Consider the following 12,923-nt stretch of genomic DNA (forward strand, 5'->3'; position numbering starts at 1 on the left):
GAGGGAGGCCGTGACCCGCTGGATCGGCTTCACCCACGACGGCGCGCCCGGCTTCGGCCGGCTCGACGGAGAGCGGATTGAGGTCTTCGAGGGCGACCTGTTCGGCGAGAACAGGCCGACGGGGCAGGCGCTGCCGCTCGCGGAAGTGAGCGTCGGCCTGCCCTGCCGGCCCTCCAAGATGATCGCCCTGTGGAACAATTTCGGGGCGCTCATGGAGAAGCAGGGACTGTCTCGGCCCGAGGCGCCGCTGTTCCTGATCAAGCCCGCCAACACCTTCCGGCCCTCGGGCGCGGTGGTGACGGTGCCGGAGGCGTCCGGCCGGGCGCTCTACGAGGGCGAACTCGGCATCGTGATCGGCAAGCGGGCGCGCGATCTCACCGAGGAGGAGGCCGCCGGCCACGTCTTCGGCTTCACCTGCGTGAACGATGTCACCTCCGCCGCGATCCTCAAGGCGGATGCGAGCTTCACGCAGTGGACCCGCGCCAAGGGCCTCGACGGCTTCGGCCCATTCGGCCCGGTCATCGCCACCGGGCTCGATCCGGAAGCGTTGACCGTGCGAACCCTGGTGAACGGGCGCGAGCGGCAGAGTTTTCCGATCAGCGACATGCTGATCCCGGTTCCCCGGCTCGTGGCGCAGCTCTCGCAAGGGCTGACGCTGGAACCGGGCGACGTCATCGCCTGCGGCACCTCGGTCGGGTCGGGTCCGATCCCGAAGGGCGCCACGGTCGAGATTGTGATCGAGGGCATCGGAACGCTCAGCAATCGTTTCGAATAGGCGAACTCAAGTAAAAGTGGTCTCCGCGGGCGGACGAACTCGGCCGGATCGGCGTTCTAGGAAGCGACGTTTCAAGGCTTGGCCGGCGGAGCGGTAACGGCAGCACGGGTGAGAGACATGAGCATCGCGATCGTCGGCGCCGGCGCCATCGGCGGTTATCTCGGAGTCAGGCTGGCGGAGGCCGGCGAGGACGTCACCTTCATCGCCCGCTCCAACGCGGCGGCGATCCAGGCGGGCGGCATGCGCCTGATCGAGGAGGACGGCACCGAGATTCACTCGAAATCGGTCAAGGCGACCCGCTCCATGCAGGAGGCGGGCGTCCACGAGGTCGTCCTGCTGACCGTGAAGGCGCATCAGGTCGGACCGATCGCCGCCGATCTCAAGCATCTGATCGGCCCCGACACCGTCGTGGTGACGATGCAGAACGGGATCCCGTGGTGGTACTTCATGGGCGGCCATGGCGGCGAGTATGCCGGCACGCGGCTGGAGAGCGCCGATCCCGGCGGTCTGATCGCCGACAACCTCGACGCGAAGCACGTCATCGGCTCGGTGGTCTATCCGGCGACCGTGCTCACCGATCCGGGCACGGTGAAGGTGATCGAGGGCAACCGCTTCGGTCTCGGCGAACTCGACGGTTCGAAGTCGGAGCGGGTGCTGGCCCTGTCGCAGCGTCTGGCCAAGGCGGGCTTCCGCGCGCCGGTCACCAGCGACATCCGCGCCGAGATCTGGCTCAAGCTGTGGGGCAATCTGAGCTTCAACCCGATCTCCGCGCTGACCCACGCGACGCTGGAGGACATCTGCCGCTTCCCCGACACCCGGGCGATCGCCGCCGAGATGATGCGCGAGGCGGAAGTGATCGCGAACCGGCTCGGCGTCACCTTCCGGCTCGGCATCGACAAGCGCATCGCCGGCGCCGAGAAGGTCGGCCCGCACAAGACCTCGATGCTGCAGGACGTCGAGGCCGGCCGCCCGATCGAGTTGGAGGCGCTGGTCGGCTCGGTGATCGAGCTCGGCCGCCTCACCGGCACGCCGACCCCGCATATCGACACCGTCTTCGCCCTGATGCGGCTCCTGGCCCAGAGCCTGGAGCGCGCCAATGGCCGTCTCGCGATCCAGAGAGCGTGACACGATGCTTCTGCCCGAGACGTCCGCCCTTCCCCCCACCGACTCCAAGGAGGCCAGCGTGGCCGCGACGACTCTTCACGAGCTGATCCAGGCCGGCGCCGACGCGGCTCCCGCCCTGTCGAGCCCCGGCGGCGTGCCGCTGACGTTCCAGGCCCTGCGCGCCCTGACCGAGCGCACGATCGCCAGTCTCAACGCCCGCGGCATCGGCCGCGGCGACCGCGTGGCGATCGTGCTGCCGAACGGCCCGGAGATGGCGGCGGCCTTCATCGCGGTCGCTGCCGGCACCACATCGGCTCCGCTCAACCCGAGCTACAAGGCCGACGAGTTCGAGTTCTACATGAGCGATCTCGGAGCCAAGCTCCTCCTGGTCGCCGAGGGCTCCGATTCGCCCGCGATCGCCGTGGCGGAGAAGCTCGGCGTGTCGGTGGCCCGCCTGCGGCCGACGCCGGAGGAGGGCGCCGGCAGCTTCACGCTGCACTTCGCCGACGACGCGACGGGCGAGCCCGCTCGCGGCGGCCGGGCCGAAACGGATGACATCGCGCTGGTGCTGCACACCTCCGGCACGACCTCCCGGCCGAAGATCGTGCCGCTGACGCAGGGCAATGTCTGCGCCTCGGCGCGCAACATCCGCACCGCGCTCGCCTTCGGGTCCGAGGATCGCGGCCTCAACATCATGCCGCTGTTCCACATCCACGGCCTGATCGCCGGCATCCTCGCCCCGCTCTCCGCGGGCGGCCAAGTCTCCTGCACGCCGGGCTTCAACGCGCTGAAGTTCTTTGGCTGGATGGATGAGGTGAACCCCACCTGGTACACCGGCGTGCCGACCATGCATCAGGCGATCCTGGGGCGTGCCGCGCGCAACGCGGAGATCATCGCGCGCAACCCCCTGCGCTTCATCCGCTCCTCGTCCTCGTCCCTGCCGCCGCAGGTGATGAAGGAGCTGGAGGACACCTTCGGCGCGCCGGTGATCGAGGCCTACGGCATGACCGAGGCCGCCCACCAGATGGCCTCGAACCCGCTGCCGCCCCGGCCCCACTATGCCGGTTCGGTCGGACTCGCGGCCGGTCCCGAGATCGCTGTGGTGGATATCGACGGCGAGCCGCTGCCCGCGGGTGAGACCGGCGAGATCGTCATCCGCGGCGACAACGTGATGAAGGGCTACGAGAACAACGACAAGGCCAATGCCGAGGCCTTCACCCGGCAGGGCTGGTTCCGCACCGGCGACCAGGGCGTGCTGAGCCCTGAGGGCTACCTCTCGATCACCGGGCGCCTCAAGGAGATCATCAACCGCGGCGGCGAAAAGATTTCACCGCGCGAGGTGGACGAGATCCTGATGGACCACCCGGCGGTGTCGCAATGCGTCACCTTCGCGGTGCCGCACGACAAGCTCGGCGAGGATGTCGCCGCCGCGATCGTGCTGCGCGAGGGCGCCGAGGCGCTCGAGAAGGAGATCCGCAGCTTCGCCTCGGAGCGGCTCGCCGCCTTCAAGGTGCCGGCCAAGATCCTGATCCTCGACGAGATCCCCAAGGGCGCGACCGGGAAGCTCCAGCGCATCGGGCTGGCGCAGAAGCTCGGGCTGGCCTGAGGTGGCTGCTCGATCCAGGCATCGTCGCGATGCCTGGATCGCTTCGCTGACGCGCGATCAGCTGACGGGCTCGTCCGCCGTCATCGTGCGGCGGAGCCGAAGTCACCCAGCAGCGGGACGCTGCGGATAGTTACCTTCGCGAATGAAGAAGGGCCGGCGGATGCACCGCCGGCCCTTCTTCATTCTGAACTGTCGAAAAGAATCAGTTCCGCGCGGCCATCATGTCGTGGGACAGCACGGTGAGCTTGCCGATCAGGCTCGCCACATCGCCGTGGGCGCAGGACCATTGCGTGCCGATGGCGCTGCCGTCGTTCGAGACCGAAACCACCGCGACCGAGCGCAGCTTGCCCTCGCGGGCGAGCTTCAGCTGGTCCTGAAGCACCTCGATGATCGAGGCGACGTTCTCGTCGGCGACCGCCTCGGTGGCGGCGGCGGGGAAGGGAACCACGGTGGCGTCGTTGAGGGCGCGATCGAACTTGGACATTCAGGCAACTCGACGATGCTTGAGGGAGGTGCGGCCGAGAGGTCCGGCCTGGAGACGATCCACGAGAAAGGCGAGGCGATCGGGCAGGGCGCTGTCCTTGTCGACGGAGAGGCGCTTGCCGATGGCGGAGGCGACACCCTTGGTCACCCGGCTGACGACGGGCCGCTCGAGGCGCGACACCGTCTGCATTCGGTCCGTTCGGTTCGGGTCGGCGCTCGGATCAGCCATCGCTTCCTCGCTCTCGGACGATTGCACGAGGCCGATCCTGCGCGCCGCATCGCGTCATGAAAATGGCACCGGACCGGTCACGCTTGCGCATTTCCCTGGCTGTGACGTGAAAGCGACAGTTTCAGAGGCCGGTCCGGTTCCGGCTCAGCGCGGATCCTGCCAGCCCGAGCGAACCGGGGCGGCGCTGCCGGTGCCGCCCGTATTCATCGCGCGGGGAATGTCGGAGCGGGCGGGCGCCGGCTCGGCCATCGCGGCGCGGCGGGGCGCACGGACCGACCGGCGCAGGGCGGCGCGGCGCTTGCGGGCGGAGCGGGGACGCGCGCCGCTGTTCGAGCCGATGACGCCGCCGGCCACCGCGCCCACCACGGCGCCGACCGGTCCGCCCACGAGCGCGCCGGCCACGGCACCGGCCCCGACGCCCATCGCGGTCCGGTTCTCGGCCTGCGCGGGCGCAGACAATCCCGCGAGCAACGCGAGGCCGGCGCAGGCGCCGAGGCAGGTCTTTCGCATCCGGTTCGTCCCTTTGAAAAACAGTTCGGGGACGCCCTTGGCCTTCGATCTTGACGAAAGGTTGACCTGATTTGGTGACGTGACTTGCCCGTACCTTGGCCGTGCAAAGAAAATCGACCGTCAAAGCCGTGCTTGTTCTTGTGCGATCTCTCGCTCGATCCGGGTGAGCGGCCGGCGCAAGCCGAGCACGAGGGGAACGATGGTCAGGGCCGTGGCGGCCGCCGCCAGCAGGCCGATGCCGGAGCCGGCCCGGTCACCCAGCGCCCCGTAGGCGATCGGCGCGAGCCCGCCCGATCCGATCACGGCGGTGTAGAACAGGGCAAAGGCCCGGCCGACATCGCCGCGCGGCGCGAGATCCGGCACCGTCCCGTAGAGCACCGAGGAGGTGCCGTTCAGGACGAGGCCGACGAGCGGCAGCACCGCCAGGGCCGGACCGAGCGGCAGAACGAGAAGCGCCGCGACCAGCAGTGCGGTGGCCGTCTCCGTCGCGACGACGCAGGGCACGACTCCGACGCGTTCGCCGAGCCAGCCGCACACGGCCTTGCCGAAGGCGCCGCCGGAAAAGACCAGGGCGAGGGCGAGCCCGGTCGTCGTGCCGGTGCCGCCCTTCGCCTCCAGCAGGAAGGGCAGGAACAGCAGGGTGCCCATTCGCGTGGCGGTGTCGAGGGCGCCGACCGTCATCAGGAGGGAGAAGCCGCTTCCCTCGCCGCCGGTTCGATGGGTCCGCACCGGTGCCGCGGCGAGCGATCCCCGCGGCAGGACGAGGGCGAGTGCGACCGTCGCGGCGAGACCGATTCCCGCCATCAGCCCGGCGACCGGTCGCCAAGCCAGCACGCCGAGCAGCAGCGCGACGGCGACCGGAAACAGCGCTTTCCCGAGATCACCGGCGAAGTTGTAGATCCCTAACGGCCCCCGCGCCGAACCGCCATAGGCCTGCGCGACGAGGAGCGAGGCGCGCGGGTGCTGGATACTCGCGCCGATTCCGGCGAGCACCAGCCCGGCGCAGAGCCCGAACAGGCCCGTGCTCAGCGCCATGACGGAAAAGCCCGCGGCAGCGACCAGCGTCGAAACGGCGAGGGCCGTGCGGATTGGCCACCGCGCCGCCAGCCGGTCGGCAGGCACCTGCAGCCCACCCATGGTGGCGTAGTAGAGGCTGCGCAGAACGGCGAGTCCGGCATAGCCGAGGCCGAACTCCGTCTGCCAGACCGGCAGCATCACGTAGAGCAAATCGGTGTAGCCGTCGTGCAGGGCATGGGCGAGGCAGGCCCCGCCGAGGCTGCGCCGCTGGCGTTCACGGCTGTCGCCCCGCATCGATCCGTCGAGTCGAACAGCCTGGTTCACACGAAAAGTCCCCGCTGACACTTGCATGGGGAACCTACACCTGTGAGCTTTGTGAGATGAGAGCCGCCTTCCGCACGGGTTGCGTGCGGTTTTCTCACGGGTCGGGGGATGTGCTCGATGCGCCGGCTGCCGCCGCTCCACGCCCTGCAGGTGTTCGAGGTCGCGGCCCGGGCCGGCAGCTATGCTCAGGCCGGCCTCGAACTCGGGCTGACGCACGGGGCAGTGAGCCGACAGATCGCCGCCCTGGAGACGTGGCTCGGGCAGCGGCTGTTCGTTCGGGTCGGGCGGCGGATGGTGGCGACCCCGGCCGCCCGCGTCTTCGCCGAGGAGATCAGCCTGTCGTTCGACCGGCTCACGGCGGCGGCGGAGGCCTGCGGGCGGCCCCAGGCGCCGCGCGTCCTGCGCGTCAGCGCGCCCGCGACCTTCGCGATGCGCTGGCTGATTCCCCGCCTCGACGATTTCCACGCGGCCCGCCCCGGAACCGAGATCAGGGTCACGACGACGACGACTCTGCAGGACGCGCTGCGCGGCGGGTTCGACCTCGCGGTCCGGCGCGGCCCCGAGCCGTGGCCGCAGCACCGCGCGGTGCCCTTCCTGACGGAGGCGGATACCCTGGTAGCCAGCCCCGCCGTGTTGCGGAGCAGGCCGCTCGCGACCCCGCGCGATCTCGAGAGCCACGTCTTGCTCGGCACCGAGACCCGGCCGGGCGATTGGATCGACTGGCTCGCGGCGGCGGGCATTACCCTGCCCGGCGGTGTGCGTCGCCGGGTGTTCGACCATTTCTTCGTGACCCTCCAGGCGCTGGAGGATGGGACCGGTCTCGGCATCGGTCCGTTCCCGGTGCTCGACCGGATGGTCGCCGCGAACCGGCTCGTGGTGCCGTTTCCGGAGATCCGGGTCGAGCGGGCCGCCTATTTCGCCCTGACGCCGTTCGATGCGGACAAGTCGCCCGCGCTGACTGCCCTCATCGACTGGCTGGTGGCGGAGGGGGCGGCGCCGGTGCTCACAATTCCCCGGTGAGGAACTGCGCCCGGCCGTGGCCGAACGACCAATCCTCGTCGGTGTTCTCCACCGTCGAGACCATCACGTCGGCCGGCGCGATGCCGCAGGCGGCCTGCAGCTTCTCGGTCAGCAGCCGGTAGAACAGTTCCTTCTTCTCACGCCCGCGCGGCCGGGTGATCATCTGCACCACCACCACGTCCCGCGTGCGGGGGATGTCGAGACCGGTATCCTCGACGATCATCCGCGAGGGCTTGTGCTCGGTGACGATCTGGTAGCGGTCGCCGGGCGGCACCTGGAAGGCTTCGAGCATCGCCTCGTGCGCAGCGTCGAGCAGAGCCTTCAACTCCGCATCGCTGCGGCCCTCGATCAAATCGAAACGCATCAGGGGCATCTGATACTCTCCAAGCCATGGCAGGGGATGCGCCCTCTGGCGGTCGCCGGGCGCTCGCGGTTAAGTAGCCTCGCTTCCGGCCGCTTCCAACCGATCGGGATTCTTTGTATTATGAATTCAAACGAGGGCGGAGGTCGGCATATGGCGTCCCTTACCGGCCCCTAGGAGGAGACGAGACATGTCCGATTTGCGGTTGCGCCGCAGCGTCCTTTACATGCCGGGATCGAACCAGCGCGCCCTTGAGAAGGCGAAGACGCTGCCGGCCGACTCGCTGATCCTCGATCTCGAGGACGCCGTCGCGAACGAGGAGAAGGAGCGGGCGCGCGAGCAGGTCTGCGAAGCCGTGAAGGGCGGCGGCTACGGGCATCGCGAACTCGTGATCCGGGTGAACGCGCCGCAGACCCCCTGGGGCGACGGCGATCTCCGCGCGGCGATCCAGGCCAAGCCCGACGCGATCCTGATGCCGAAGGTTTCCTCTCCGGCGGTGCTGGAGAGCGTGGCCGACGCGCTTGAGGCGCTCGACGCTCCGGATTCCATCGCCGTCTGGGCGATGATCGAGACCCCGGCGGCGATCCTCAACATCCACGAGATCGCCAAGGCCCGCCGCGACCGCCGCAATCGGCTCACCGGTTTCGTGCTCGGCACCAACGATCTGGCCAAGGATACCTGGGCGCAGCTCGTGCGCGGGCGCGTGCCGATGCTCCCCTGGATGATGCTGACCCTGGCCGCCGCCCGCGCCGAGGGGCTGATCATCCTCGACGGTGTGTGGAACGACATCGCCGATCCGGAGGGCTGCCGCGAGGAGTGCCGTCAGGCGCGCGACCTCGGCTTCGACGGCAAGACGCTGATCCACCCCAATCAGATCGAGCCGGCCAACACCTCGTTCGCGCCGACCGAGGAGGAGGTGCGCCGCGCCCGCCTTGTGATCGAGGCCTTCAACCTGCCGGAAAACGAAAAGCGCGCGGCGATCAAGGTCGAGGGCCGCATGTATGAGCGCCAGCATATCGGCATGGCCCGCCGCGCCGTGGTGTGGTCCGAGACCATCGCCGCCCGCGACGCCGCAGCCTGAAACGCGAAACGGCCGCGCCCGAGCGGGCGCGGCCGTGCCGTCATGAGAGGCGATGACGGCCGAAGGGCTTACCAGCCGTAGCCGTAATCGTAGGCCGGGCCACCCCAGGAATAGCCGCCATAGGCGCGGCGCGGGGCGTAGTAGCCGCCGTCGTAATAGCCGACGCTGCGGTAGCCATAGGCGGGACGGGCGTAGCCGTAACCGTAGCCGGCGACCGGACGGGCATAGCCGTAATCGTAGCCGTAGCCGCCACCGTAGCCGTAGGCGTTCGAGGCCGCTGCGCCGACGAGCGCGCCGGCCGCGAGGCCACCGATGACACCGGCTGCCACCGCACCGCCGCCACCCCGGCCGCGCCAGCGGGCCTCGGCGTCGGTCGAGGACAGGGCGCCCACGCCGAGCACGGCCACGGCGGACAGAATCGCAAGCTTCTTCATCAAGTCTCTCCGAAAGGGGAGGATCCCCGATCCATTGGCACCCCAACGAGCACGGTCTGGATTTGGTTCACTCTCGATGTGCCGGAGCTCACATTACGTTTTGTCGCATGAATGAAGGTGCATGCACCTGTTCATCCAAATGTCAGGATCGCTCCATTGAGCCACGCCTTCGAATGCGTGTGGTCGGGCGTCGGTCTAAACTTGGCCGTATCGCGGCCGCCGTGCTCAGCGCCGGCCGCCGACCTCATCGAGATGTTGCAGAAGCATGGCGGGGTCGTCGTAGACCCTGACTGCCCCGGAGCGCTCCAGCTCCTCCGTGCCGTACCCGCCCGAGAGCAGTCCGACTCCGAGGCCGCGGCAGCGGCGGGCCGCCAGCATGTCCCAGATCGAATCGCCGACGATCACCGCGTGCTCGATCGGCGCGTTCAGCCGCTCGGCGGCGGCGAGGAACAGGTCGGGATCGGGCTTGGCGTATTTCACGAGGTCGCGCGTCACCACCGGCACCTGACCGGGATCGACGCCGAGCGCGACGAGGTTGTGGCCCGCGGTCTCCATCCGCCCGCTGGTGGCGATGGCCCAGGGGATACGGTTTTCGGTCAGCGTCGCCAGCAGTTCCTTCGCACCGGGCAGCGGCACGACGCCCTTCGAGAGCCGGCCATAGGCCTCCGCATGCAGCCGCCGCAGCCGGCCGATCCGCTCCGGGTCGATGTCGAGCCCTGTCTCGCGCAGGAGCTGGTTGGTGAACAGGCCGCCGCTCATCCCGATCTTGCGGTGGATGCGCCAGACCGAGAGCGGAATCCCCTCCGCGTCGAGCGCCTCCTTCCAGGCGAGGACGTGCTGGTAGACGCTGTCGACCAGGGTGCCGTCGAGGTCGAACAGGAAGACGGTTTCGATGCGCATGGAACCTCCCGCGGTCTCCATGATCGCAAGAGGCTCAACCAACGATGCGTTCCCACGACGCTCGGCCGAGGCGAGGTCTCCAGCCTTTCGTGTCGGTGTCGGGCGGAGCCGATTTATCCGTCCTTCTCCGGTCAATGACAGTCGATGCCCTCTGTCTAGAGGTTTATGTCAATAAGATTGAAATGCTGGGGGGATGCCATCACTTGACGACATGCAGACTGATCCGGAAAAATCCGTCTTCGTGCTCGAAGCCTTGGATGTCGAGCTTTGGTGCCCCGTTCTGGCGGCAAAGTTCGAGATCGCCCGTCTCGATGACCTGCGGGCGATCCTTGGCGAGATGTCCGCCGCAGATCCAGGCCTTGCCCGGTGCTACGCTCTGGATACGGCCGAGCGAGAGGCGATCGAAGCCCGCTTCGGTGTCGGACTCGATCTCGCGGCGCTGGGCCTGCGGACGATCGAGGTGCATCTTTCCCGGCAGAGGCGGCACGTCACGGACGCGCCCTACCTCATTCATACGGGTTTCGAGCTGCCGCTGATGCTGGAGGGCCGCAAGAAGCTGGCCTTCATGGAGTTCGAGTACCCGCCGCATCGCTTCCCCGGCGAGGACAGCTTCGACCGGTGGGTGGAAAGGGGCGTTTTGCACAAGGAGGTCGTTCTGGAGCCGTTCGAGCCCAATCCTCACCCCCGGTTCGAGGGCATCAGAACCGCCTACTACACGCCGAAAGGCGAGGAGTGGCGGATCCCGGCCTTCAGACTGCTGCGCACCGCTGCGAGACCGGCCGGTGGCTGGAACGAGACGTTCCAGCGCCTGGAGGGGATGCTGCTCGGCTACGAGGATTGGCAGAACGATTGGTGGATCGCCTCACGGGCACGCGCGCGGCAAGGTCAGGATGCTGATGCCTCCCGTTGATCGCTCTGTCGCGTCCGTATCCAGAGCCGAATGGACGGACTGAGTCGTCCGGGTTGGCGTGAACGGTGCGGGGTGTGATACCGGCTGCGCGCGAAAAAGCATGCTGTTCACCCATCTCGCCGACGACCTCTTCCGCCCGCTCGCCTCGCCGAGCCGCGCCTTCAACGCGGCCCTGCTGCTGCACCTGCATGCCCGGGTGTTCGGCGATGCCGCCGAGCCCCTGCGCAAGAGCGAGCTGCTGGCCGCCATCGGCGATTTCTCCGTCGGCTGGAGCCAGGCCGAAATTGCCGACGACGAGGCGACGCCCGTCGATCCGATCGAGCGGCGCTCGGCGGTGTTCCGCAGGCTGATCGAGGCCGGCTGGCTGGTGGAGCGGCGCGAGCGCTACGTCCCGGTGGTCGATTTCGACCCCGACGCGCGGCTGCTGATCGAGGAACTGGCCCGGATCGAGCGCGGCGAGACCCGCTCCTACGGCGGCGCGGTGCTCGAAGTCCTGAGCGCGCTGGAGAGCGCCATCGCCAGCCCCGCCGACCGCTCGGAGGCCCTGCGCAACGCGGCGAAAGCCTCGCGCACCTTCCTCGGCCACCTGCGCGGGCTGGCCGGCGCCATGCGCAAGCTCGAAGAGCGGATCCTGCGCGAGCCCGATCTCAGCGCGGCCTTCCGGCTCTATTTCGAGGAATTCGTCGAGCGCCACCTCGTCTCCGACTACCGGACGCTGCACACCCGCTTCAATCCGTTCCGCTTCCGCTCCGGCATCGTGCGCGAGGCGGGTCGCGCCTTGCGCGATCCGCTGACGCTCCGGGCGCTGGCGGACGGCAACCTGCGCGAGGGCCGTGCCGCCGACATCACCGCCGCCGAGCGGATGGTGCGCACCGATCTCGTCGAGATCCTGTCGATCTTCGAGGGCCTCGACCCGCATCTCGACGCGGTGGCGGATGTGGTGGCGCGGCTGGAGCGGCGGATCTCGGCGGCGCTCCGCTACCGCGACCCGCGCGATTCCGCTCGGATCGAGCGGGCGGCCGCAGCGCTCCGCGCCGTCGGCGCGGGCGAGGACGACCTTGCCGGTCTGCCCCTGCCGCAAGTGTCGGTGCTGCGCTCGCCGATCGGTCCGCCGCAGCTCACCAATCCGCGCATGCCGCGCCGGATCATCGAGTACGAGCCCCTGCCCGAGATCGATGTCGATCCGGCGATCGAGGCCTTCATCGCCGCCAAGGACGAGTTCCGCCGCCGCATCACGGTGACGCCGGAGCGGATCGTCGCCTATCTCGATGCCCGGCTGCAGCAGGTGAAGACGCTTCGCGGCTCGGAGATCGCGGTGGACGACGTGGACGCCTTCGTCGTGTTCCAGCGCCTGCGCGAGATCGACGTGCTGTTCGACGGCGTTCTGCGCGACCGCTACCGCGTGGCCCGGACCGAGGGCCGCGTCTCCAACGGCTGGCTCGACTGCCCGGACTTCGTGATCGAGCGCGTTCCGGCCGCCCGTCGCGGAGCCGGCAAAGCAGGCTGAACGGACACGACATGCTCGAACCCTTCCGCGCCATCCTCGACGGTGAGGAGACGCCCCCGCCCGGCAGCTCGGCCCCGAGCGAGGAGGAGCTGATCCGCGCGCTTCAGGTGATGCTGAAGAGCCAGTGCATCTACGCCGCGACCACCGGCATCGGCCGCTCCTACGAACTCGCCCGGCACTACGCGCCGTTCTTCCGCGACTACTTCGCCTGTCTCGGCTACCGCTTCGAGGTCGCCCACCGCGACCAGATGGTGTTCCTTGCCTTGCCGCCGGACGGCGTGCGCCACGACGCGCAGGGGGAGCGGCTGCGCAAGGACGAGACTCTGGTGCTGCTGGCCCTGCGGCTCGCCTACGAGGAGGGCCTGCGCGACCACCGGGTCTCCACCGACGGCACGGTGGAATGCACCACCGACGACATCGCCGACGCGATCCGCTCCGCCGCCCGCGCCGAGCCGCCGGACGAGGCGCGCCTGATCGAGATCCTGCGCCTGTTCGCCCGCAAGGGGGCCCTGCGGCTGGGCGAGCGCGACCGGGCCGAGCGGGTGACGCCGCTGATGGTGATGCCGGGCATCACCGTGCTCTCGCCGGATGCCTGGATGGATCAGGTCCGCGCCTGGGCCTCCGCCGGGGAGGGGAGGGGCGCCTGAGACCGAACGGCGATG

Annotated in this window: 15 protein-coding genes; 8 read left to right on the forward strand and 7 right to left on the reverse strand. The window is 69.1% G+C overall.

The features are described from left to right. Positions 1 to 10 precede the first annotated feature (10 nt). The 3 genes from MPPM_RS11110 (at position 11) to MPPM_RS11120 (ending at position 3,485) form a co-directional block, all read left to right on the forward strand. Positions 11 to 775 (forward strand): fumarylacetoacetate hydrolase family protein, encoded by a 765-nt coding sequence (locus MPPM_RS11110; protein WP_096485130.1) that lies wholly within the window; start codon positions 11 to 13, stop codon positions 773 to 775. Positions 776 to 892: 117 nt separating this feature from the next. Next, on the forward strand, positions 893 to 1,900 hold the full coding sequence (locus MPPM_RS11115) for a 2-dehydropantoate 2-reductase (RefSeq protein WP_096485131.1): 1,008 nt from the start codon (positions 893 to 895) through the stop codon (positions 1,898 to 1,900). 4 nt (positions 1,901 to 1,904) lie between these two features. Beyond that, complete coding sequence (locus MPPM_RS11120; protein WP_096485132.1) at positions 1,905 to 3,485, forward strand: acyl--CoA ligase; 1,581 nt, start codon at positions 1,905 to 1,907, stop codon at positions 3,483 to 3,485. 202 nt (positions 3,486 to 3,687) lie between these two features. Here MPPM_RS11120 and MPPM_RS11125 read toward each other — a convergent pair whose 3' ends face one another. The 4 genes from MPPM_RS11125 to MPPM_RS11140 form a co-directional block, all read right to left on the reverse strand. After that, complete coding sequence (locus MPPM_RS11125) at positions 3,688 to 3,969, reverse strand: hypothetical protein (RefSeq protein ID WP_012454006.1); 282 nt, start codon at positions 3,967 to 3,969, stop codon at positions 3,688 to 3,690. Further along, entirely contained in the window at positions 3,970 to 4,197 is a 228-nt protein-coding gene (locus tag MPPM_RS11130) for a hypothetical protein (RefSeq protein ID WP_244573537.1), read from the reverse strand. A 144-nt stretch (positions 4,198 to 4,341) separates the two neighbouring features. Further along, on the reverse strand, positions 4,342 to 4,707 hold the full coding sequence (locus MPPM_RS11135; protein WP_096485134.1) for a hypothetical protein: 366 nt from the start codon (positions 4,705 to 4,707) through the stop codon (positions 4,342 to 4,344). A gap of 120 nt (positions 4,708 to 4,827) precedes the next feature. Beyond that, on the reverse strand, positions 4,828 to 6,048 hold the full coding sequence (locus MPPM_RS11140) for an MFS transporter (protein ID WP_096485135.1): 1,221 nt from the start codon (positions 6,046 to 6,048) through the stop codon (positions 4,828 to 4,830). 117 nt (positions 6,049 to 6,165) lie between these two features. On the opposite strand from MPPM_RS11140, the gene MPPM_RS11145 reads away from it, so the two are divergent. Further along, on the forward strand, positions 6,166 to 7,068 hold the full coding sequence (locus tag MPPM_RS11145; RefSeq protein ID WP_096485136.1) for a LysR substrate-binding domain-containing protein: 903 nt from the start codon (positions 6,166 to 6,168) through the stop codon (positions 7,066 to 7,068). Here the strand turns inward: MPPM_RS11145 and MPPM_RS11150 are convergent. Beyond that, positions 7,052 to 7,441, reverse strand: coding sequence for a tautomerase family protein (locus MPPM_RS11150; RefSeq protein WP_009864586.1), 390 nt, complete (start codon positions 7,439 to 7,441; stop codon positions 7,052 to 7,054). The genes MPPM_RS11145 and MPPM_RS11150 overlap by 17 nt on opposite strands. 178 nt (positions 7,442 to 7,619) lie before the next feature. Here MPPM_RS11150 and MPPM_RS11155 point away from each other — a divergent pair, with 178 nt between their 5' ends. Continuing rightward, positions 7,620 to 8,510, forward strand: coding sequence for an HpcH/HpaI aldolase/citrate lyase family protein (locus tag MPPM_RS11155; protein ID WP_096485137.1), 891 nt, complete (start codon positions 7,620 to 7,622; stop codon positions 8,508 to 8,510). A 68-nt stretch (positions 8,511 to 8,578) separates the two neighbouring features. On the opposite strand, the gene MPPM_RS11160 is transcribed toward MPPM_RS11155, so the two are convergent. Next, complete coding sequence (locus MPPM_RS11160) at positions 8,579 to 8,944, reverse strand: hypothetical protein (RefSeq protein WP_096485138.1); 366 nt, start codon at positions 8,942 to 8,944, stop codon at positions 8,579 to 8,581. Between the two features lie 225 nt (positions 8,945 to 9,169). After that, positions 9,170 to 9,844: an HAD family hydrolase gene (locus MPPM_RS11165; protein WP_096485139.1), complete on the reverse strand. Its 675-nt coding sequence runs from the start codon at positions 9,842 to 9,844 to the stop codon at positions 9,170 to 9,172. 193 nt (positions 9,845 to 10,037) lie between these two features. Here MPPM_RS11165 and MPPM_RS27965 point away from each other — a divergent pair, with 193 nt between their 5' ends. From MPPM_RS27965 to MPPM_RS11185, 3 genes are all read left to right on the forward strand, one after another. Continuing rightward, on the forward strand, positions 10,038 to 10,754 hold the full coding sequence (locus MPPM_RS27965) for a hypothetical protein (protein ID WP_162296265.1): 717 nt from the start codon (positions 10,038 to 10,040) through the stop codon (positions 10,752 to 10,754). A gap of 100 nt (positions 10,755 to 10,854) precedes the next feature. Beyond that, positions 10,855 to 12,261, forward strand: coding sequence for a Wadjet anti-phage system protein JetA family protein (locus MPPM_RS11180; RefSeq protein WP_096485142.1), 1,407 nt, complete (start codon positions 10,855 to 10,857; stop codon positions 12,259 to 12,261). 11 nt (positions 12,262 to 12,272) lie between these two features. Beyond that, positions 12,273 to 12,908 (forward strand): DUF4194 domain-containing protein, encoded by a 636-nt coding sequence (locus MPPM_RS11185; protein WP_096485143.1) that lies wholly within the window; start codon positions 12,273 to 12,275, stop codon positions 12,906 to 12,908. Positions 12,909 to 12,923 lie beyond the last annotated feature (15 nt).

Source organism: Methylorubrum populi (genome assembly GCF_002355515.1).
GTDB lineage: Bacteria > Pseudomonadota > Alphaproteobacteria > Rhizobiales > Beijerinckiaceae > Methylobacterium > Methylobacterium populi_A.

Bases quoted from the DNA above. Each gene is read 5' to 3' on its own strand.
- MPPM_RS11115 (WP_096485131.1), top strand. From the start codon at position 893: ATGAGCATCGCGATCGTCGGCGCCGGCGCCATCGGCGGTTATCTCGGA.
- MPPM_RS11120 (WP_096485132.1), top strand. From the start codon at position 1,905: ATGCTTCTGCCCGAGACGTCCGCCCTTCCCCCCACCGACTCCAAGGAG.
- MPPM_RS11125 (WP_012454006.1), bottom strand. From the start codon at position 3,969: ATGTCCAAGTTCGATCGCGCCCTCAACGACGCCACCGTGGTTCCCTTC.
- MPPM_RS11130 (WP_244573537.1), bottom strand. From the start codon at position 4,197: ATGGCTGATCCGAGCGCCGACCCGAACCGAACGGACCGAATGCAGACG.
- MPPM_RS11135 (WP_096485134.1), bottom strand. From the start codon at position 4,707: ATGCGAAAGACCTGCCTCGGCGCCTGCGCCGGCCTCGCGTTGCTCGCG.
- MPPM_RS11145 (WP_096485136.1), top strand. From the start codon at position 6,166: ATGCGCCGGCTGCCGCCGCTCCACGCCCTGCAGGTGTTCGAGGTCGCG.
- MPPM_RS11150 (WP_009864586.1), bottom strand. From the start codon at position 7,441: ATGCCCCTGATGCGTTTCGATTTGATCGAGGGCCGCAGCGATGCGGAG.
- MPPM_RS11155 (WP_096485137.1), top strand. From the start codon at position 7,620: ATGTCCGATTTGCGGTTGCGCCGCAGCGTCCTTTACATGCCGGGATCG.
- MPPM_RS11160 (WP_096485138.1), bottom strand. From the start codon at position 8,944: ATGAAGAAGCTTGCGATTCTGTCCGCCGTGGCCGTGCTCGGCGTGGGC.
- MPPM_RS11165 (WP_096485139.1), bottom strand. From the start codon at position 9,844: ATGCGCATCGAAACCGTCTTCCTGTTCGACCTCGACGGCACCCTGGTC.
- MPPM_RS27965 (WP_162296265.1), top strand. From the start codon at position 10,038: ATGCCATCACTTGACGACATGCAGACTGATCCGGAAAAATCCGTCTTC.
- MPPM_RS11180 (WP_096485142.1), top strand. From the start codon at position 10,855: ATGCTGTTCACCCATCTCGCCGACGACCTCTTCCGCCCGCTCGCCTCG.
- MPPM_RS11185 (WP_096485143.1), top strand. From the start codon at position 12,273: ATGCTCGAACCCTTCCGCGCCATCCTCGACGGTGAGGAGACGCCCCCG.